This window comes from Paraburkholderia xenovorans (assembly GCF_046030735.1).
GTDB lineage: Bacteria > Pseudomonadota > Gammaproteobacteria > Burkholderiales > Burkholderiaceae > Paraburkholderia > Paraburkholderia xenovorans_A.
Genome location: NZ_JAQQBV010000032.1, coordinates 54,054 through 72,274 on the forward strand (window position 1 = coordinate 54,054; position 18,221 = coordinate 72,274).

An 18,221-nucleotide genomic window follows, 5' to 3' on the forward strand; every position below is an offset into this window, starting at 1 on the left:
GCTGATCGGATTGTCCGCTCAGGCGGCGGTCCAATCGAGAATCACCTTGCCGCTTTCGCCTGAGAGCATCGTGGCGAACGCCTGCTGATAGTCGTCGACCTTGAAGTGATGAGTGAGGATCGGCGAGAGATCCAGGCCGCTTTGCAACATCGCGACCATCTTGTACCAGGTCTCGAACATTTCGCGACCATAAACCCCTTTGATCTCGAGGCCCTTGAAGATCACCTGCGTCCAGTCGATCGCAGTTTGCGCGGGCGGAATGCCGAGCAACGCGATCTTGCCACCGTGATTCATCGCTTCGAGCATGCTGGTAAAAGCGCTCGGCACGCCGGACATTTCCAGCCCGACATCGAAGCCTTCGGCCATGTGCAAGTCGGCCATCACGTCGCGCAGCGATTCGCGCGACACGTTCACCGCGCGCGTCGCGCCCATTTTGCGCGCGAGTTCGAGACGATAATCGTTGACGTCGGTAATCACCACGTTGCGCGCACCGACATGTTTTGCAATCGCCACCGCCATGATGCCGATCGGCCCGGCGCCGGTGATCAACACGTCTTCGCCGACCAGATTGAACGACAGCGCGGTGTGCGTCGCGTTGCCGAACGGATCGAAGATCGCGGCGAGATCATCGGAAATTTCGGGCGGAATCTTGAACGCGTTGAACGCGGGAATCACCAGAAACTCGGCGAACGCGCCCTCACGATTCACGCCGACGCCCACCGTATTGCGACACAAATGCCGGCGCCCCGCGCGACAGTTGCGGCAGAAACCGCAGGTGATATGTCCTTCGCCCGACACGCGGTCGCCGATCGCAAAGCCGCGCACTTCCTGACCCATTTCAACGATCTCGCCGACGTACTCGTGACCGACATGCATCGGCACCGGAATCGTCTTTTGCGCCCAGTCGTCCCATTTCCAGATATGAATGTCGGTGCCGCAAATCGCGGTGCGTGTGATGCGGATCATCACATCGTTATGACCGACTTCGGGTTTTTTGACGTCCGTGAGTGTGAGCCCGGGCGCGCGTTCGAGTTTTGCCAGTGCCTTCATGTGCGCCTCCGTTCAGATCACGCCGAGTTGACGGCCGACTCGCGCAAATGCATCCACCGCGCGGTCGATCTGTTCGGGCGTGTGCGCAGCACTCATCTGCGTGCGGATGCGCGCGCGGCCTTTGGGCACGACCGGAAACGAGAAGCCGATCACGTAGACGCCTTCTTTCAACAACGCATCGGCCATGTTCGACGCGAGTTGCGCGTCGCCGAGCATGACCGGAATGATCGGATGTTCGCCAGGCACGAGCGTGAAGCCGAGCGCGCTCATCGCTGTGCGGAAACGTGCGCCGTTTTCGCGGACGCGTTTGCGCAGTTGTGCGCCTTCGTCGCTGGCGAGCAGTTCGAGTACTTTCAGCGACGCCGCGGCAATGCTCGGCGTAAGCGTGTTCGAAAACAGATACGGACGCGAACGCTGACGCAACAATTCGACGACTTCCTTGCGAGCGGCAACGTAGCCGCCCGATGCGCCGCCCAGCGCTTTACCCAACGTACCGGTGATGATGTCGACGCGCTTCAGCACACCGCAATGTTCCGGCGTGCCACGCCCATGTTCGCCGACGAAGCCCACCGCGTGCGAGTCGTCGACCATCACCAGCGCGCCGTAGCGGTCGGCGAGATCGCAGATGCCCGCGAGATCGGCGATGATGCCGTCCATCGAGAACACGCCGTCTGTCGCGATCAGCTTGTAGCGCGCGCCGGCGGCATCTGCTTCCTTGAGCTTCGCTTCGAGATCGGCGAGGTCGTTGTTCTTGTAGCGAAAGCGCTTTGCTTTGGAAAGCCGCACGCCATCGATGATGCTCGCGTGATTCAGCTCGTCGCTGATGATCGCGTCGTTGTCGTCGAGCAGCGTTTCGAACAGGCCGCCGTTGGCGTCGAAGCAGCTCGAGTAAAGGATGCAGTCGTCGGTTTGCAGAAAGGCGGCGAGCGCTTTTTCGAGGTCTTTGTGCACGGTCTGCGTGCCGCAAATGAAGCGCACCGAGGCCATGCCGAAGCCGTCGACATCGAGGCCCTGTTTGGCGGCTTCGACCAGACGAACATCGTTCGCGAGGCCCAGATAATTGTTCGCGCAGAAGTTGAGCACGTTCGTGCCATTCGCAAGCCGCACGTCGGCCGACTGGGGGCTGGCGATCACGCGCTCGTTTTTATAAAAGCCGTCGGCGCGGATCTGCTCGAGGGTGCCCCGCAGATGGGCGAGATATTGGTCACGCATGAACCAGACTCCTGAATGGGTATTGGCGCTCGCGGCCAGGATATTCGACGATGCGGCGGCCTGTTATAGTCGGCTGTCAGTTTTATCGGAAATTTTCGTTTTTCCGAACTAAAATCCGGTATGTCGAACAACTCTAAACGATAGGTCTGTAAATGGCAAGTTCGGGGACACGGCGCGCGGCAGCCAGCGCGACACCCACTTCAGGCGCGACGTCGGTCGCGGCGATCGCGGCGCCGCCGCGTGTCGGCGATCAGATTCAGCGCCTGCGCGCCGAACGTCGGATGACACTCGACGATCTGTCACGCGCGGCGGGCGTGTCGAAATCGATGCTCTCGGAGATCGAACGCGACAAGGCGAATCCGACGATCGCGGTTGCATGGCGCCTGACGAACGCGCTCGGCGTCAGTCTCGACTCGTTGTTCGCGCCGCAAAAAGCGCCGGAAGCGATTGCCGTGTCCGGTCCGCACGACATCCCGACGTTGAGCGGGCACGAGGCCAAATATCAATTGCGCGTGTGGGGGCCGATCGAACTGGCGGGCAAGTTCGAATGGTATGAGCTGACGCTACAGCCGGGCGGCGCATTGGTGTCGAACGCGCACGAACCCGGCACGCGGGAGCACCTGACCGTGCTGCACGGATCGATCGAAATCGAGGCGGCGGGTGCGACGAGACGGCTCAAGGCCGCCGACACCGCGCGTTACGTCGCCGACGAGCCGCATGCGATCCGCAATGCCGGCAAAGGCGAGGCGAAAGCGCTGCTGGTGGTGATTCACGGCTGAGTTTCGGGCGCGGTTGTGCTGGTCGTTGTCGGAATAGGAAGGACGGCTTGGGTTGCGCGGAACACTGTATGTTTGTACAGTACAGGGTATCGACTGGAGCCGACCATGAACGACCTGACGACCGAGCCTGCCGACCATGAATTGGCCGCGCGGCGCTACCAAACTGCCGCGCGCGATCTCGAACATATCGTGCGCAATATCGCCGTGCGCTATATCGTCCAGCAGGTGCCGCTCACGTGGCGCCTCCTGCAGGCTATCGAGGCTGAAGCACTCGCGGATCTCGGCTTTGCCAGCCGCCACGACGCGATCATGCTCGGGCTGTTCCAACGCCCGTCCGATCTGCCTTATCCGGAAACGGACGAAACCGTCGACTTCGGCGCTTCTACTGCCTTACCGGCAGTCTTCGCGTTTGCCGTGTCGGCCTATGAAGAAGCGGCGCGCCGTGCCGCGCAGGCGCTGCCGCAAGAAGCCGCACCGCTCAAGCGCGCGCGGGCCTGGGGCGACTGACAAGCGATCAAAGGCTGGATTTTCGCGGGTTGCCAACTACAATATGCGCAACTAACGGAAAGATAGCTCATGTCTCCTCCCCATCTGTCCGACCCCGTGCCGCGTCCTGCGCCATCAGCTGATCTATTCGATCAGGAACGCGAAGACTGGCGCCGCGATCCGCAAATCGCCTTTGATGCCTGGCTCGCCAAGCAACATTTCAGACGTTCGTCCGCTGAGGTCTATCAGGCTCAGTGGGGACTTTTTCTCGAATGGCTAGCGCTTCGGCAAAAGAGTCTGGCCACAGTCGACACACCCACCATTGCCGACTTTGTCGCCAGACTCGACATACGAAAACCACAACGTGTGCGCTATTTGCGTCTGATCGAGCGCGTGCTGGATCATGTGCGTGAAATCGAATCGGCGTCCACCAATCCCGCTCGCTTCATTGCGCAAGATGGCGAAGCAGCTTGGCGAAATGCACGCGATAACGAGCCAACCGGTTTTCTCAGCCACGCGGAACGGGCCGCGTTGACCGCGCATCTGTTTTCGCCTTTGACTACGTTATCCGCTGCGCAGCGTTGGAGAGAACGCCGCGATCGGGCGTTGATTGCGGTTTTTCTCGGTGGCGGACTGAAAACCGGCGAAGCCGCTTCGCTTACAGTTAGTTGCGTGAATAGCGGATCGCCATGGGTAACGATCGAGTCGGCCAATCCGATGCTGATGCGGCGTACGCGACTCGCGCCATTTGCGGTTGCGATCGTCGACGCGTGGCTTGCGGAACGGCGTCTTGCGGAACTGGCCGGCAATCTGGTTTTTCCCGCCTCGCCCTCCGGCCGGCCGATGCATAAAGCGACGATGTTGCGCGCGGTCGATGCATTGGTCGATGCGGCTGGGATCGCGGCATCACGAACCTCGCGCGCCAGCCCGCAAACTCTGCGCAACACCTTCGCGGCCGATCTGTTCGAAACGGGAGTAGAGGCGGAGTTGGTGGGGCAATGGTTGGGATTCGTGCAAGCCGTGTCGGCGAATCGTTTGCATCGGGCATGGCAAACATGGATGGATCAGCAGGATTCGCCGGTAGTCGAAGAACCGGATCCGGCTGGTCCACCTTTGCCCGAGCCTAGACGTGACGGGCGTTTGACGAGAAAAACGGGAGAGCGGGGGTCCTGAAAATACTCACCGTACAGGTCCCGAATTTCCTCACCTTTAGCGATTCATCCACTATTGCGGCCGCTTCGAGTCACGCCGAAGCGGCAACCGATCCACTCGACAAAAACCGGCTAACCGCCGCCAGTCTTGATTCGCCGAGCCCCGACGAGTGATCGCACTCCGGGCACTGCAACTCAAAGCGGTGATCCACCTGGGATAGCTCGGGCTCACCTTCCTCACATTTGGGACAGCGCAGCGGCAGAGCGACGAAGCCGTCCGCGGCGGTGCCGATCGCCGACAATTCGTCACCGGTCAGCCGGCCCGCCTCGACCAACGAACACAATAAACCCGCGATCGCCGGGTCGAGTCCCTGTTGCGCGCGCAACGTCGCAACTTCTTTGGTCAACGTGTCGAGTTCATCCGATTGCTCGCGCAGTTGCGCGTCAAGCCTGTCGCCGCGAGCCTTGGCCGCCGCGATTTGTTGGATAAAGTCGAATTCCTTGCGGCTAGCGTCGCGGACGCCCGATTGGTAGGTCGCGGCCATGCTGCGTAGCGAGTCGAGTTCGACCAGCATCGGCTTGACGCGTCGTTCGGCTTCTGCAATGGCGTCTTTAATCTGCTGCGCATAGTGTTCGGTGTTTTGCCGCATTTCGACGTGCAATGCATCGATCCGGTCGCGCAGCGTCGCGTTAGTCGCCTGCTCTGCATCCAGGCGATGCCGGAGCGCTTCATTTTCCTGATCGAGTCGCCGAACTGTCGATTGCAAGCTTTCCTGGTGAGCGGTGCCGTGGGTGGTCGCGCTCGATAGCTGGTTTTCGAGCGCGCGAACGCGTTCCCATGCGGCTTCGGCGCGGAGTTCGCTGCGCTTGACCGCCTCTTCAGATGCGTCGCGACGGATTTCAGCTTCGCGGATCTGTTGCTCGGTGGCTGCGATTTGAGCACGAACTTCTTCGCGTTCTTCGTTGAGCGTCGACTGGGCATGGGCGACCGCTTCTTCGAAAAGTGCGCCCAGTAGTTCCCCGGCGCGATCTTCGAGCGCTTTTGGAATGGCACCGCTACCCACTTTCACGCGGGACACGGTTCTGATGCGTTCCCAGAAATTGTCGATGTCTTTGGGGATGTCGCTCGCGCTGCCTGTCTGGGTGAGATCCCGAACCGCTGCCATCGAGGGCCGAATTCCAAGATCGAAGAAAAGTCGTTTGCATGCATGCAGCGACAGATCTTGCCGTCGTGCACCGTTCGCTCGGAGCGATTCCAGCTCGTCCCGGATGGTTTGGCGTTCCTGATCCAGATTCATATATTGCCTCTACGTCACGTGAACTGGATGAATCATAACAATTTACGTATTGATTGCTACGTATTTATACGATGTGAGCAGAATTGGTCGAGAACGATGGGTTACAGGCCTTGGTTGGCTCACTGCAACAGATCTCGCCGTATTTTTCCGTGAAACAAAACTAAGAATGGCGGATAAGCCTTTGTAAACAAACTGCTTTTAGGTGTTTTCAGCTGATCGAGCACTGTTTCACGGACGCTGGACGTTGGCTGCGGGTGTTCAGTGGACTTGTCCGAAGGACGCTCGGGGGAAGTCTAGAGAGTAATAAAAGTAAACACCTTTGAACCCATGTTAAAAACGTTAACGCCACGGCAAAGCCTTACCTGGCAAGGGTTACACGGCAGCAAGGTGAAGCTTTACGGGAGGGGTGGTGAGGTCTTGCGGGAATCTCGGGTGATGAGGTTCGGGGAGCTCGGTGAGCAGGTCCGGGATAGAACGTGAGCGGGTTCAGGAACCGCTCCTGAAATTCGACTTGGTGAAAGGTGAGATTTTGCAGGCCCCGGCCGGCCGGGATCCCGCAACGGCACACGAATCAGGGTACAGAGCGCGGATACACCAGAGGTGAGGGTTTTCGGGACGCTGTCTTTCGCCAGTTTTGAGCCCTAAATTGGCCTCGGCAACCCCTTTGGTGAGTTAAGACAGGAGAGAACGCGAACCGAAGGTGAGATTTTCCGGGGAGGTGCGGTCATTTTTGCCTAAAAACCAGGCATTTAGGCGGGTAAGGTGAGGTTTTTCGGGAGTCAGCGCCGATTTGGGCGGAAAACTATCCGATCGGGATGTCGACGATCGAGGTCGCCAAAAACGAGGGTGAGGAAATTCGGGAGGAGCGATTTGTCCTGGAGAGTCGGCCGGTCGACGAGCGGGTTTTGGTTAAAGGTGAGGTTTTTCGGGAGGCTTTTGCGGCGTCTGGGATCGTTAAGGTGAGGAATTACGGGACGAGAATGGCTGTTATGGCTCGGAAACGCCCTACCGGCGTTGTCGAATCTGCTCCGACTTTCGAATGGCTGAACTCAATAGGTGAGGTTTTTCAGGACCTCTCCGTTACGAGGTCTGATTGCCGGATTTTCCTTCGCAAGCTCTTCAAGGTGAGGGTATGCGGGAGTCGATGTAGATTTTTGGTCCGCGTTTTATTTGTAAGTTGCTGAAAATATTGGATATTTTTTAAAGGTGAGGTTTTTCGGGGGCTCCTGATGCATCGTGTCAAACCCCCCGAAACGTCGAAAGGTGAGGTTTTTCGGGACTGTTTTTGGCGTGTTTTTTTGCCCTTCAGGGCTGCGGACCGCGTCATTTCACGCGCCTAGCCGTTGCAAAGGTGAGCTTTTTCAGGGGCGGTCGAGCAGCGTAGTGTTCATGTGGTGCTCACGGCGTATCCATGGCACGCTTTTTTGTCGAGATTGCGGACCAGACCTGGAGTGGGTGCTGGTCACGGGCGTAGCTGAATCCTTGGATCCCGACTCTGCTGGTATGCAAGGGCCGTAGTGGACCGAAGGGCGCAAGACGATCGTGGCCACTGGTATCGCGCCGCGGCATCGGCGTAGTTCGGTTAGCTCCCAGATGATGTGAAGCTGTGCCCGCTCGTTGGTTGAATGGGTGCCAAACAGCGGTTCTTTCCTGCGGCCCAGCCCCTTGTGCGCTTGTGGCGAGGGCGATACGAGCGACTGACCCGTAGGAGCCGCATTCCGGTTTCCTCCTCGGTGACATACGGTGACATAGCGAGGCCGCCCGGCTAACTGCTTCCGGCGGTTTCTCCGCGACCACGGTCATCTCACGGTGACTAACGCCCTTTCCGCCGGAAGGGATCAACCAACGCGCGCTCCAAGCCCCTCGAATGACGCGCGTCGACGCTGTTTGGAGAATGCCGGTCACAAAAATCGGCGGGATTTTTTTGAGGTGAGGAAATTCGGGACTCGATAACTCCTGTTCACAGCGGGTCGGAAATCGGCTCGATTTCGGGAGGCCGCGACCTGTAAGGATGCCCCGAACCTGGCGCGAATCGGCTGAGGTGAGGGTTTTCGGGAGTTGCTCGAGGTGAGTCGCGTCTCCTAAGCTCACATCACCGGGAACGGTGAGAGCGGTGCTATAGACGTGTATCACCACAGCCGGTATGCTCTCGCCAAATCCCTCCTCGACCAGACGCATGGCCACGAAGCGCGCGAAGAAGACCGATGTAGTCAGCCCGAGCTCGGCCGAATTACGCAAGGCCGTCGAGGCCATTGCGATTCAGCCGAAGAGCGGCAAAATCACGCTGCTTACCCGCAAGCTGTTCAACGTGCTTCTGGCCGTCGCCCAGCAAGCGGACGAGTCCGGCGACACGTATCGGGCCTTGCTGTCCGACATCGTCGCCAATTCAGCATTCGATTCCAACGACACCGCACTCGTCAAAGAACACCTGCGTCGCATGGTGTCGGTGCAGGTCGAATGGAGCACTGGAACCTCCAGCCAGAAGCCGGGCCGCAAGTGGGGTATTTCCACGTTGATCGCCGACGCGGAAATTCTCGAAGACCCGACCACGCGTCGAGTGTGGGTCGAGTTTTCCTTCGCGCCCAAGATCAAAAAGAAGCTGCTCGATCCGGTTCAGTACGCACGCCTGAGTCTGCAGTTCCAGAGCCAGTTGCGCAGCAGCGCCGGGCTGGCGCTGTACGAGATTTGCGTTCGTTACCTGACAAACCCGAGCCATCTGACGATGCGCGAAACGTGGGAATGGTGGCGCCCGATCCTGTCCGGTACGCCGGATACCGAGGCAGGCGACGAGGCAAAACGCGAGTACAAGTACTTCAAGCGCGATTACCTGCGCCCGGCCATCGCCGAGGTGAACGCCGTCACGAATATTTTCGTCGAGCTGATCGAACACCGCGAAGGGCGGCGTGTCGCCGAGATCCAGTTCCGCGTGACCGAGCGCAAGCAGCCGATGCTCGCGCTCGACGAGCATCCGAATGTGTTCGATAGCACGTTGGTCGACCGCATGGTAAAGATCGGTATTCCGCTGAAGGAAGCACAAACGCTCTATGCGGATAGCGAGGAAAACCGGATTCGCGCGGCATTGCAGATGACCGAGCAACGTATGCGCAGCACGTCGTTGCCGGCGGTGCGCAGCGCGCCCGCGCTGTTCAAGGATGCATTGAAGAAAGGTTATGCGCCGCCGGTCGAAGCACTGCCGTCAAGCGGCGGCAAAGCGGCCGCCGCACCGGCCGACGACCTCAAAGCCCGCTTGCTCGGCGAATACTCGGCCTATCGCCGCAAGGAAGCTCGCGAGCTGTACGAGGAACAAGGTGAGTCGGAGCGGGAGATCGCGCGGAAGTCGTTCGAAGATGACGAATTGCCGGGTCTCGGCACGCACTTGCGGGACGACTGGCGTCGTCGTGGGCTGGATTCGAAGATCGTCGACACGGCGTTCTTCGATTGGCTGGCTCGCAAGACATGGGGCCAACCTACCGATGGCGACCTGCTCGCTTTCACACTGAGCCAATCGCGCGCGGCGTAAGCATCTGGCAAAACGGCGGCGCATTTTATGCGCCACCGTTTCTCTGCTACTTCAACATCTTTTCAATCTGGCGAAGAATCTCATCGCGCTTTTCGCGCGTGAGACCCTTTAGCCGCAGTTCGATCCGATCGTCGCCGTACGACTTCAGGTCGCCGACGGACACTCCCCCGAGCTTGATTTCCAGACGCTGTGCGTAGCGCTGCCGCCCCGCTGGCTTCGTGCTTTCCTGCGCGGTGGCCCGGCCCTTCACGATGTCTGCAACCTGCCGCGTGCTCAGGTCGTCGGAGAGGATTTTGTTGATCAGGCGCAGTGTCGCATCGGCGCCGCGGGCGGTGTGATAACGGCCCACCTGATAGGCCATGTTCGAGCCGAAGCGATCGGGCCGCGCGACCATCTCGTGCATCACCGCTTCCGGTAGTTTGGCAATCGATAACGCCACGGCGACGGTCGACTCGTCCAGTCCAAGATGTTCGGCCAGTTCCTTCTGACTTTGGAAGTGACGATCGTCGAGAAAGCGTTTCCAGACTACGGCGTTGTCGAATACCGTCTGCGAATCGCGCTGGACGTTGAGATCGTAGCCGAGCTTATAGCTCTGGATGCCGATCGGCAGATCGATGACGATCGCCTTTGCCGATTCCTTGTTGGCTTCCTTGAGTGCCCGAACGCGCCGGCCGCCGTCGCTGACGAAGTAGGTGCCGGGATTGTCGTAATCGGGGATCACGTGAATCGCCTGCTGCTGCCCCTGTTTGGCCAGGTTCACAGCAAGTTCGGCAATCGACGATTTCAGATAGAAGTGGCGCGGATTGAACGGGCTCGGCTTGATTGTCTTGAGTGCAAGTTCGATGACCTGGCCCGGCCGATAACTGTGTTCGATGCGCCACGCACGGTACGCGGCCGATTCATTGGCGGTGTCGACCGTATCTATTTCCGCGACGGTGCGGGGCAGAACCGTCTGGTTTGCGCGCGTCGGGATATCGCCCGTCGTGGCGCCGTTTTTTACCAGACCGTCAATCGCATTCAGGCGGTCGAGGGCGGTTCGCTTTTCACTGCTGGTCGTGTCAGGACGTGCTTGAAAGCCTTTGGCGAATTGGGAGGGTTTCATTCAGGGTCCTTTATGCGCATAAAGTCAGGGAAGCAGGGCGGCGATCTCGTTGGCGCACGCCCGAATTTCGATGGCGGCGAGCTTGGCGCCGCGATCGTTCATCTGAAGTACGGTCTGTCCTAACGCCATCGCCTGTTTATAGGCTTCGCGCGTCGGGATCTGGGTTTTGAGCAGCGGGAAGCCGAGTTCTTCCAACGCCCGCTTCAGTTCGCGCGTCAGCATCCGCTTCTCTTCCGTCTTGTTGAGCAGGAAGACCGCTCGCAGGTCTTCGTTCATCACTTGTGCCTGCTGAACCAGCTTCACTAAGCCGACGCTCGACCAGTAGTCGGCGGGTGATGACGATGTCGGTATAACGGCGACGCTCGCAGCCAGCAAGACAACGCCGGAGACTTTCTCGGTAATGGAGGGCGGGCAGTCGACGATGATGATGTCGTAGTCAGCGACGAACTTCTTGATCTCGCGGTGGATCTGGCTGCCGGCTTCGGAGAGATTGACGACCGGAAACGGGATGCCGTTCTCGCCGTCCGACGAGGCGCTTGCCCAGTGAATCAGCGTGTTTTGTCCATCGGCGTCTACGACAAGAACGCGCTTACCTTTCTCATGGAACGCAGCGCCGAGGTGCATCGCAAGTGTGCTCTTACCGACCCCGCCCTTCTGCTGAGTTACCGCGATGATTTCTGCTGCCAATCTTCACCTCCTCGTTTTAGACGCACGTGGATTTTACCTAGATGAATTCGCATTTCAATCGTTTTTCTACAAACAAAAAGAGAATTGGCCATTCGGTATAGGTTTATGCGCATAAAGGACGGCGTTGGGGCGATGAAGTCCGAATGGGCAGGACCGATTGCTTGACGGGGAACGAGTGGTACTCCGTTGTCGGAATGGCGAATACTGGGGCGTGGGTGGACCGAAGAACTTGAGAAGGGGGAACAAATAGAAGAGGTGCCTGAGTCGGATCAGATGGGGAAACTGCACCAACGGATGCGATGGTTGGCATGCAGATCCGAAGGCTCGGCTCGATTCCCAGGAAATGCTCCAGTTGCGATGGTAATGGTTAAGGACGTTGCCTCCGCCGAAAAAACTTGGGATCACGATGACGACTGCGCGAGGCGGCAGTGAATGCGCTCGCAAGGGAGGGATGTGAATGCCTCGTCGCTCAGAATATCGGCAGAGCAAAAACTCTCCGGATGATCTGACATCATCACGTGCTTAAGTGCTCCGGAGGATCTAATGAGGGCACTCGAAGCCACGGAACTCTGGTTGGTCAGGACGCCGCTTTATGCGCATAAACCGACGTGTTTCCACGGGGACGTGAAGCGGTTAGGGAGGGCAAATTGCTTTCTCGTCACCGGTTGCCCCAGATCGCTCGGAACCTCGAGAAAGCGACTGCGAGCCTTTTCCGCACGCAATGTGCCTCGGCAATAGATCTCTTTATCAACGAAGTCGCTCGCCCCCAGCGGAGGGTCTCAGAGGAAACTAGAAGAACGTACAAACACGCCCACTCACCTCCCCCACCACCTGCCAACTCCCTCAGCAGCGTATCGATCCCCAACACCCCAGGAGGCCCGCTAAAATTCCCCACGACCCGTCCGCCAACTCACCACCAACAAAAGCCCGCCAACCATCCCCATGATCACGATCTACCACAACCCTCGCTGCTCCAAATCTCGCGCCACCTGCGAACTCATCGCCAGCACTTACAACAGCGCGAATGAACCCACCGAAGTTATCGAATATCTGAAGCAACCTTTGACGGTCGCGCAACTGAAGCACCTGAACGCACAACTCGGCTGCAACGTCCGCGAAATGATTCGGGACACCGAGACCGAATACAAGGAATTGAACCTCTCCGATCCCACACTGAGCGACGCTCAGTTATACGAAGCATTGGCGAAGCATCCCATTCTTCTGCAACGGCCGATCGTCGTGAGAAACGGGCGAGCCGTTATCGGTCGCCCGCCTGAGAACGTAGCAGCGCTCTTCGCCTGACAGCGAGCGAACCAAAACCGAAAAAACCTCAACCGATCGCCAGCCCACCTACCCACGCGCCACTTAGGCTTTAGGCGCCAATGCTGCGTCCTTCGTCACGATCCGGGTCGGGATGATGCGCAGTTCGGTGAAGGTATCGGCAATACGTTGCTGCTCGGCCAGCACGGTCGCATCGACAGGTTTGTAGATGTGCGCGTAGTGCCGCAAGCCGGCTTCGATCACGCCGGCGTCGAGTCCCTGAATCGGCGCCAGTTGCGCGGCGGCTTCGGTGTAATGGCCGCGCACCCACGCGCCTTCCTTGCTAACCTCGTCCATCACGATTGCCAGTACATCGCCGTTCTGCTCGGCGAACGGCCGTGCGCTCAGGAAAAACTGATGGTGACTGACGATGCCTTCCGCGTCGGCCAGCAAGCGCGCGTTCGACTGCCGTTTCGCAGCTTCGAGGAACGGATCCCAGATCGCCCATGCATCGATGGAGCCGCGCTCGAAAGCGGCGCGTGCATCGGCGGGCGCGAGGAACACCGGCTGGATTTCGCTGTACTTCACACCGGCTTTCTGAAGCGCTGCGACCAGAAACCAGTGAACGTCCGAACCCCTGTTGAACGCGATCTTCTTGCCTTTGAGATCGGCGAGCGTTTTGATCGGCGCATCCTGATGCACCAGAATGCCCTCGGCGTGCGGCGTCGGAATTTCGTAAGCGGTGTAGACGAAGTTCGCGCCGGCGGCCTGTGCAAATACCGGCGGCGCCTCGCCGACATAACCGAAATCGATCGCGCCGACATTCAAGCCTTCGAGTAACTGCGGGCCGGCAGGAAACTCGTTCCATTTGACCGTGATACCGAGCGGCGCGAGGCGTTTTTCGAGCGTGCCGTGCGCTTTCAGCAGCACCAGCGTATTCGCGGCTTTCTGATAGCCGATGCGCAATTCCTTCGCTCGCTCTTCGGCGGCGAACACGGAGGTCGACGCGACAGGCAGCGCGGCGGCCGCGAGGGACGCGCCCACGCTGGCGATAAACGCACGTCGCGTGAACATAGGATGACGGGACATAACAGTGCTCGGTAAAAAGACGGCCGCAAAACGGGCCGATTGGCTCCGACGATAATTCGTCTGTCAGCCTGGACAAACCGATAAATTCGCATAAGCAAATCGCATGACGCACGCGAAGCTCACGAATCTGTCCGCGTCGCTGCGTCACACCCTCTGACGCCGCTACAATCCGGCATCCGTGCCGCCGACGCCGCGGCCGTGTAAATTGACCAAAGGGGTATCGTGAATCCAGCAACAACACTCGCGCCGTGGGCCGCCCACGACACGCAGCTCATCCTGTCCTGCGCGCTCGGACTCGCACTGATCATCGTGTTCATCAGCGTGCTGAAGCTCGCGCCGTTCCTGTCGATTCTGGTCGGCACGTTCGCCGCGGGTTTCTCTGCCGGCCTGCCGCTCGAAGCCGTGGCCGGCGCGTTCAGCAAAGGTGCTGGCGCATTGCTAGGCGATGTCGGCATCATCATCGCGCTCGGTGCGATGCTCGGCGCGCTGATGGCCGAGTCCGGCGCCGCCGACCGGCTCGTCTCCACCATTCTCAAACATTCCACCCCCCGCACGCTCCCCTGGTTGATGGCGCTGGTGGCGTTGATCATCGGCTTGCCGCTTTTCTTCGAAGTGGGTCTTGTGATGATGGTCCCGATCATCTTCGTGATGGCGCGCCGCTCGCAACAGCCGATTCTGCGGATCGCGATCCCCGCGCTGGCCGGCATGACGACGCTGCACGCGCTGCTGCCGCCGCATCCGGGTCCGCTGATCGCGGTGAGCGCGCTGCATGCTGATCTTGGCCTGACGCTCGGGCTCGGCCTGATCGTCGCGATTCCGGCGGTGATTCTTGCGGGTCCGGTCTATGGCATCTGGTTGTCCAAACGGATGAAGGTCGTCGAGCCGGAAGAAATGGGCAAACTCTTCACCGCCCAGGAAAATGCCGCCGAACCGCCGGGCTTCGCGATTTCATTGATCACGATTCTGTTGCCCGTCGCGCTGATGCTCGGCCGCACGGTCGCCAAGCTGGCGTTGCACCCGGAAACCTTCCTGTTCGACGCGCTTAATTTCCTCGGTGAGCCGTTGGTCGCGCTCGGCCTCACCGTGCTGTTCGCCGTGGTGGCGTTGGGCTGGTCGCGCGGAATGGCGCGCGATCGCGTCGGCGGCATTCTGCGCAAGAGCTTGCCGCCGATCGCCGCGCTGCTGCTGACCATCGGCGCCGGCGGGGGGCTCAAGCAGGCGCTCGTGGTGGCGGGCATCAGTACGACGATCGGCAAGATCGCCGTCGGCGCGCACCTGCCTCTGATTCTGCTGGCATGGCTGATCGCTGTGGCGCTGCGCCAGGCCACCGGCTCGGCGACGGTCGCGACCACCACCACCGCGGGTATCGTCGCACCGGTCGTCGCGGGGCTCAGCGCGACGCACAATTCGCTGATGGCGCTTGCCATCGGCGCGGGCTCGGTGTTCTTTTGCCACGTGAACGACGCCGGTTTCTGGATGGTGCGTGAATACTTCGGGTTGCAGCTGAAGCAGACCGTTGCGGTGTGGTCGGTGCTGCAAACGATCGTCTCCGTTGTCGGACTTGTCCTGACGCTGGTGCTGTGGGGCGTGCTGACCTGATGAAGTAAGACGTGGGCCAGACCGGGCATGTCGTGGCAGGAATTGATACCGAACTGTCAATTTCGCGCGATTGGCCCGCGTACACTCGTTCGGCGGATGCGAGGTGCAATCGGGCACCTCGCCTGCCCGCCGACTGGAGCCGCCCATGCTCGAACTGCGACCGTCCTGCGAAGGATGCGGTAAATCGCTGCCGCCGAACGCGCCCGACGCGATGATCTGCACGTACGAATGCACCTTCTGCGAAGTGTGCGCGCTCAGTACGCTGCGCAACGTGTGTCCGAATTGCGGTGGCAACTTCCAGCATCGGCCGATTCGCACGCGCGCCCAACTCGCGAGGCACCCGGCCGGCGCCGAAGCGCATCCAGTCTCGATCGATGCCGCATCACATGCGAGCTTTTTCGAACGCTACCGCGACACGCCGCCCGGCGAGCGTTGAAGAACGACGGCCGGCGTACTCCGCGATCCCCAACCGATGCACCGGTCCGCAGCAACGCACTTCAATCGTCGCTGCCGTTGGTCCCGATCGCTCCGAGGCCGCTCACCGTATGCGCGGCCGTGCGCAGCAAGCGGATCTGTTTGCGGTAATTGCGACAGCCGCTGCAAGTCGGCAGATGCAGGCGGATCGCAACCCATTCGCCGGTGGTCAGCGGCCGGTCGAGTGCGTCGGACAACAAACGCGTGATGTTCTTACACTTCCCCATTCGCATCCTCGCTGGATAGTCCTCGTTCGCTGAGGCACGTGCGTAAGCGCAATCGCGCGCGATAGATCAGCACGCTGCAATGATTGGCCGTCAACTGGAGTTCCGCGCAGATCGCGTCGATCTCGAGATCGAGGAATTCGCGCATCATGAACACGCGTCCGATGTGTTCGGGCAGATGCTCCAGACACATCTCGAACAACGACCAGAATTGTTGCTGGCGCAGCGCGGTTTCGGGTGTGGGCCACGGTCGCGGTTTGGTTTCGCGCGACCAGTGACCGTTGTCTTTGAAGAGTTCGCGATCGAGCAGCGATTCGCCGTCGAGTTCCGATTCGAGCGCCGACAGGTTCACCGTGCGCTGCCGGGCCCGCAGTGTATCGACGAGCTTATGCCGCAGGATGCCGAACACCCACGTCTTGTGCTCGGATTGCGCCGCAAAGCGCTCGGCTTGCGTCCACGCGGCGGCGAGCGCTTCCTGCACGGCGTCTTCGGCCGCGGCGGCATCGCGCAACTGCAAGCGGGCGAAGCGCAGCAGATCGCGCCGCAGTTGCGCCAGATAGACGGGATCGGTAAGCGCCGGGCCGCTCACTTGCGCCATTGCGCGCTCCGTCTCCGCGCGTAGCGGGCGCGCGCGTCTCCTGGTGAATCGTGGTCGTTCATAAACGCGTAGTTTTCCTTGCGCGGCTTTAGGGCTCGTGCGCCATTCTCTCGCACGTTCCGGCGCAAACGAAACGGTATTCAACATGAGGCCGCCCCTCGCGTGAGTCGATGCTGTTAGTCGCGCGAAGACAGTCTTTATGACAAAGAAATACATTGTTGCTGAAATTGCAAGCAGTGTGAGCGCAACAATCGAGGCCACCGTGGGGCAGGCCGTTCACACACGGCGGCGTGAAGCGAAAAGCGGCCAAAAACATCATTCATCGATTGTTTCATTATTTGAAAAAAAGTCTTCGCATCTTCGCTGTTTTTCAGCGGACACCGAATCGCTATTCTTCGTTCCATCGATCGCACCGGTCGCCAACCCACGCAGAAGAGGAGTAGCACCATGAAACGCATTCTTTCCGCCCTGATCGCTTCCGTCGCCCTGTTTGCCGCAGCGTCGGGCGCCGCCCATGCTGCTGCGCCGGCTCAATGCAGCGGTCCGGCATCGTATTGCAACGTGTTCTTCGGCAACTGATCCGTCGACCCGATAGCCGGATTTTCACGCCAGCCATCTCGCGGCGAAGCAGCCGGTTTTAGAAATAAGAAAGGGCGCCCATCACGGCGCCCTTTTGCTTTTGCACACCCGATCCGAAACATCGGCAAACAATACCCGGCACTCCAAAGCAATGCCCGGGCCCGGTCCACAAATGCGTCGAATGCTCACTCTACTAACGTGTTACAGTGAGTCAACTGCATGCAGTTCCTCCTGCGCGCCGCGCGGTTCAAGACGCATCGAGCATCCCCATTCAATGCCCCAGATTGTCGGGGTCCCTTCCTTCTACATGTTGTGCGATGTCGCTGGCCGGCTTTCTGACGCCGGAGTTCGTTGCGCGCATCGTCGATCGATATTCTGGTTTCTTGCGAACGGTGCGATGCGCCGGGCGAGCCCATACCAGAGCGCCACGCTTCACGCGACATCCTCACCGGAGACGACCACCATGAACAATACGATCAGAAGCTACCGCGGCCTTGAGATTTATCCGCTGGTCTATCCGCATCAACCGCGCAGCCTCGACGGCGCGCGTCATTACGACTCGGGCTTCGACGCCGCCGTGCGCATCTGCCGGCGCGGCACCGACGACACTTTGACCAGCAGCCGCGTCTTTCGCGTGCCGAGTCGCTCGCCGTTCGGCGCCGCCGGCGATGCCCGCATTGCGTCGGCCAGTTACGCGGAACAGGTGATCGACGGCATGGTTGCCGGCCAGTCGATCGTCGGCCTTTGATGCGCGCGTCGATGGGAAGCCAGGTTTCCAGACGCGCCCAGGGCGCGCACGCCGAGGTGCTGACCGGCCGTGCGAACTATCAGGTGGCGGCGTCGTCGCGCCGCACGTCGAGCGGTACCGTGCCCACGTTGAAGGTCACACGGTTAAGCGACGAGCGCGTGATCTACCCATTCCAGGGACACGCCGACATGCCGTTCTTCGACACGGCCGAAGCCGCTCAGACGTTCGCCGAGAACTACGGATGGCAATTGGTGGACGGCGACATCGCAGTGCCGGAATGACCCGTGCGCATTGATGCAATGTCCGTGCGCGGTCGGGGCATTTTGCGTGCCGGACGCGTCAATCGCCGTCGCGCTATTTCAGGT

General features: G+C 60.0%; 19 protein-coding genes. 11 read left to right on the forward strand and 8 right to left on the reverse strand.

Features of this window, described 5'->3' with window-relative positions:
* Positions 1–18 precede the first annotated feature (18 nt).
* Together tdh and kbl are read right to left on the reverse strand one after the other, a co-directional pair.
* Positions 19–1,050, reverse strand: coding sequence for an L-threonine 3-dehydrogenase, zinc-binding type (gene tdh / locus PQQ51_RS26400; protein ID WP_408499902.1), 1,032 nt, complete (start codon positions 1,048–1,050; stop codon positions 19–21).
* Between the two features lie 12 nt (positions 1,051–1,062).
* Complete coding sequence (gene kbl, locus PQQ51_RS26405; RefSeq protein ID WP_408499903.1) at positions 1,063–2,262, reverse strand: glycine C-acetyltransferase; 1,200 nt, start codon at positions 2,260–2,262, stop codon at positions 1,063–1,065.
* A gap of 152 nt (positions 2,263–2,414) precedes the next feature.
* Between kbl and PQQ51_RS26410 the strand changes: the two genes are divergently transcribed.
* The 3 genes from PQQ51_RS26410 to PQQ51_RS26420 all read left to right on the forward strand — a co-directional run bounded on the left by PQQ51_RS26410 (position 2,415) and on the right by PQQ51_RS26420 (position 4,700).
* Positions 2,415–3,041 carry a helix-turn-helix domain-containing protein gene (locus tag PQQ51_RS26410; RefSeq protein ID WP_408499904.1) on the forward strand — a complete coding sequence of 209 codons (627 nt, stop codon included), beginning with the start codon at positions 2,415–2,417 and terminating at the stop codon, positions 3,039–3,041.
* A gap of 105 nt (positions 3,042–3,146) precedes the next feature.
* The gene (locus tag PQQ51_RS26415) at positions 3,147–3,548 is read left to right on the forward strand and encodes a DUF2471 family protein (RefSeq protein ID WP_408499905.1); all 402 of its coding nucleotides are present in this window, start codon (positions 3,147–3,149) and stop codon (positions 3,546–3,548) included.
* A gap of 69 nt (positions 3,549–3,617) precedes the next feature.
* Positions 3,618–4,700, forward strand: a complete 1,083-nt coding sequence (locus PQQ51_RS26420; protein WP_408499906.1) for a tyrosine-type recombinase/integrase — start codon at positions 3,618–3,620, stop codon at positions 4,698–4,700.
* A gap of 70 nt (positions 4,701–4,770) precedes the next feature.
* Here PQQ51_RS26420 and PQQ51_RS26425 read toward each other — a convergent pair whose 3' ends face one another.
* Positions 4,771–5,976 (reverse strand): DNA-binding protein, encoded by a 1,206-nt coding sequence (locus PQQ51_RS26425; RefSeq protein ID WP_408499907.1) that lies wholly within the window; start codon positions 5,974–5,976, stop codon positions 4,771–4,773.
* Positions 5,977–8,152: 2,176 nt separating this feature from the next.
* Here PQQ51_RS26425 and PQQ51_RS26430 point away from each other — a divergent pair.
* Positions 8,153–9,496, forward strand: coding sequence for a replication initiation protein (locus PQQ51_RS26430; protein WP_408499908.1), 1,344 nt, complete (start codon positions 8,153–8,155; stop codon positions 9,494–9,496).
* A 46-nt stretch (positions 9,497–9,542) separates the two neighbouring features.
* Here the strand turns inward: PQQ51_RS26430 and PQQ51_RS26435 are convergent, their stop codons facing one another.
* Positions 9,543–10,598, reverse strand: coding sequence for a ParB/RepB/Spo0J family partition protein (locus PQQ51_RS26435; protein ID WP_408499909.1), 1,056 nt, complete (start codon positions 10,596–10,598; stop codon positions 9,543–9,545).
* Positions 10,599–10,622: 24 nt separating this feature from the next.
* On the reverse strand, positions 10,623–11,285 hold the full coding sequence (gene parA / locus PQQ51_RS26440; RefSeq protein WP_408499910.1) for a ParA family partition ATPase: 663 nt from the start codon (positions 11,283–11,285) through the stop codon (positions 10,623–10,625).
* A gap of 942 nt (positions 11,286–12,227) precedes the next feature.
* On the opposite strand from parA, the gene arsC reads away from it, so the two are divergent.
* Positions 12,228–12,587, forward strand: a complete 360-nt coding sequence (arsC, locus tag PQQ51_RS26445; protein WP_408499911.1) for an arsenate reductase (glutaredoxin) — start codon at positions 12,228–12,230, stop codon at positions 12,585–12,587.
* Positions 12,588–12,650: 63 nt separating this feature from the next.
* On the opposite strand, the gene PQQ51_RS26450 is transcribed toward arsC, so the two are convergent.
* Positions 12,651–13,634, reverse strand: a complete 984-nt coding sequence (locus PQQ51_RS26450) for a sulfonate ABC transporter substrate-binding protein (RefSeq protein WP_408499913.1) — start codon at positions 13,632–13,634, stop codon at positions 12,651–12,653.
* A gap of 222 nt (positions 13,635–13,856) precedes the next feature.
* On the opposite strand from PQQ51_RS26450, the gene PQQ51_RS26455 reads away from it, so the two are divergent.
* Positions 13,857–15,233, forward strand: a complete 1,377-nt coding sequence (locus PQQ51_RS26455) for a GntT/GntP/DsdX family permease (protein ID WP_408499914.1) — start codon at positions 13,857–13,859, stop codon at positions 15,231–15,233.
* Between the two features lie 145 nt (positions 15,234–15,378).
* The gene (locus PQQ51_RS26460; protein ID WP_408499916.1) at positions 15,379–15,669 is read left to right on the forward strand and encodes a DUF1272 domain-containing protein; all 291 of its coding nucleotides are present in this window, start codon (positions 15,379–15,381) and stop codon (positions 15,667–15,669) included.
* Between the two features lie 61 nt (positions 15,670–15,730).
* Here PQQ51_RS26460 and PQQ51_RS26465 read toward each other — a convergent pair whose 3' ends face one another.
* Together PQQ51_RS26465 and PQQ51_RS26470 are read right to left on the reverse strand one after the other, a co-directional pair.
* The gene (locus PQQ51_RS26465; RefSeq protein ID WP_408499918.1) at positions 15,731–15,940 is read right to left on the reverse strand and encodes a zf-HC2 domain-containing protein; all 210 of its coding nucleotides are present in this window, start codon (positions 15,938–15,940) and stop codon (positions 15,731–15,733) included.
* Positions 15,921–16,529, reverse strand: coding sequence for an RNA polymerase factor sigma-70 (locus PQQ51_RS26470; RefSeq protein WP_408499920.1), 609 nt, complete (start codon positions 16,527–16,529; stop codon positions 15,921–15,923). Before PQQ51_RS26470 ends, PQQ51_RS26465 begins: the two co-directional genes overlap by 20 nt.
* Before the next feature lie 199 nt (positions 16,530–16,728).
* Here PQQ51_RS26470 and PQQ51_RS26475 point away from each other — a divergent pair, with 199 nt between their 5' ends.
* From PQQ51_RS26475 to PQQ51_RS26490, 4 genes are all read left to right on the forward strand, one after another.
* The gene (locus tag PQQ51_RS26475) at positions 16,729–16,980 is read left to right on the forward strand and encodes a hypothetical protein (protein WP_408499922.1); all 252 of its coding nucleotides are present in this window, start codon (positions 16,729–16,731) and stop codon (positions 16,978–16,980) included.
* A complete protein-coding gene (locus tag PQQ51_RS26480) occupies positions 16,977–17,108 on the forward strand; it encodes a hypothetical protein (RefSeq protein ID WP_408499924.1) in 132 nt (43 codons plus the stop codon). The genes PQQ51_RS26475 and PQQ51_RS26480 overlap by 4 nt, the downstream gene beginning before the upstream one ends.
* Positions 17,109–17,571: 463 nt before the next feature.
* Positions 17,572–17,856 carry a hypothetical protein gene (locus tag PQQ51_RS26485; RefSeq protein ID WP_408499926.1) on the forward strand — a complete coding sequence of 95 codons (285 nt, stop codon included), beginning with the start codon at positions 17,572–17,574 and terminating at the stop codon, positions 17,854–17,856.
* 11 nt (positions 17,857–17,867) lie between these two features.
* The gene (locus tag PQQ51_RS26490) at positions 17,868–18,137 is read left to right on the forward strand and encodes a DUF6723 family protein (protein WP_408499928.1); all 270 of its coding nucleotides are present in this window, start codon (positions 17,868–17,870) and stop codon (positions 18,135–18,137) included.
* Positions 18,138–18,221: the final 84 nt, after the last annotated feature.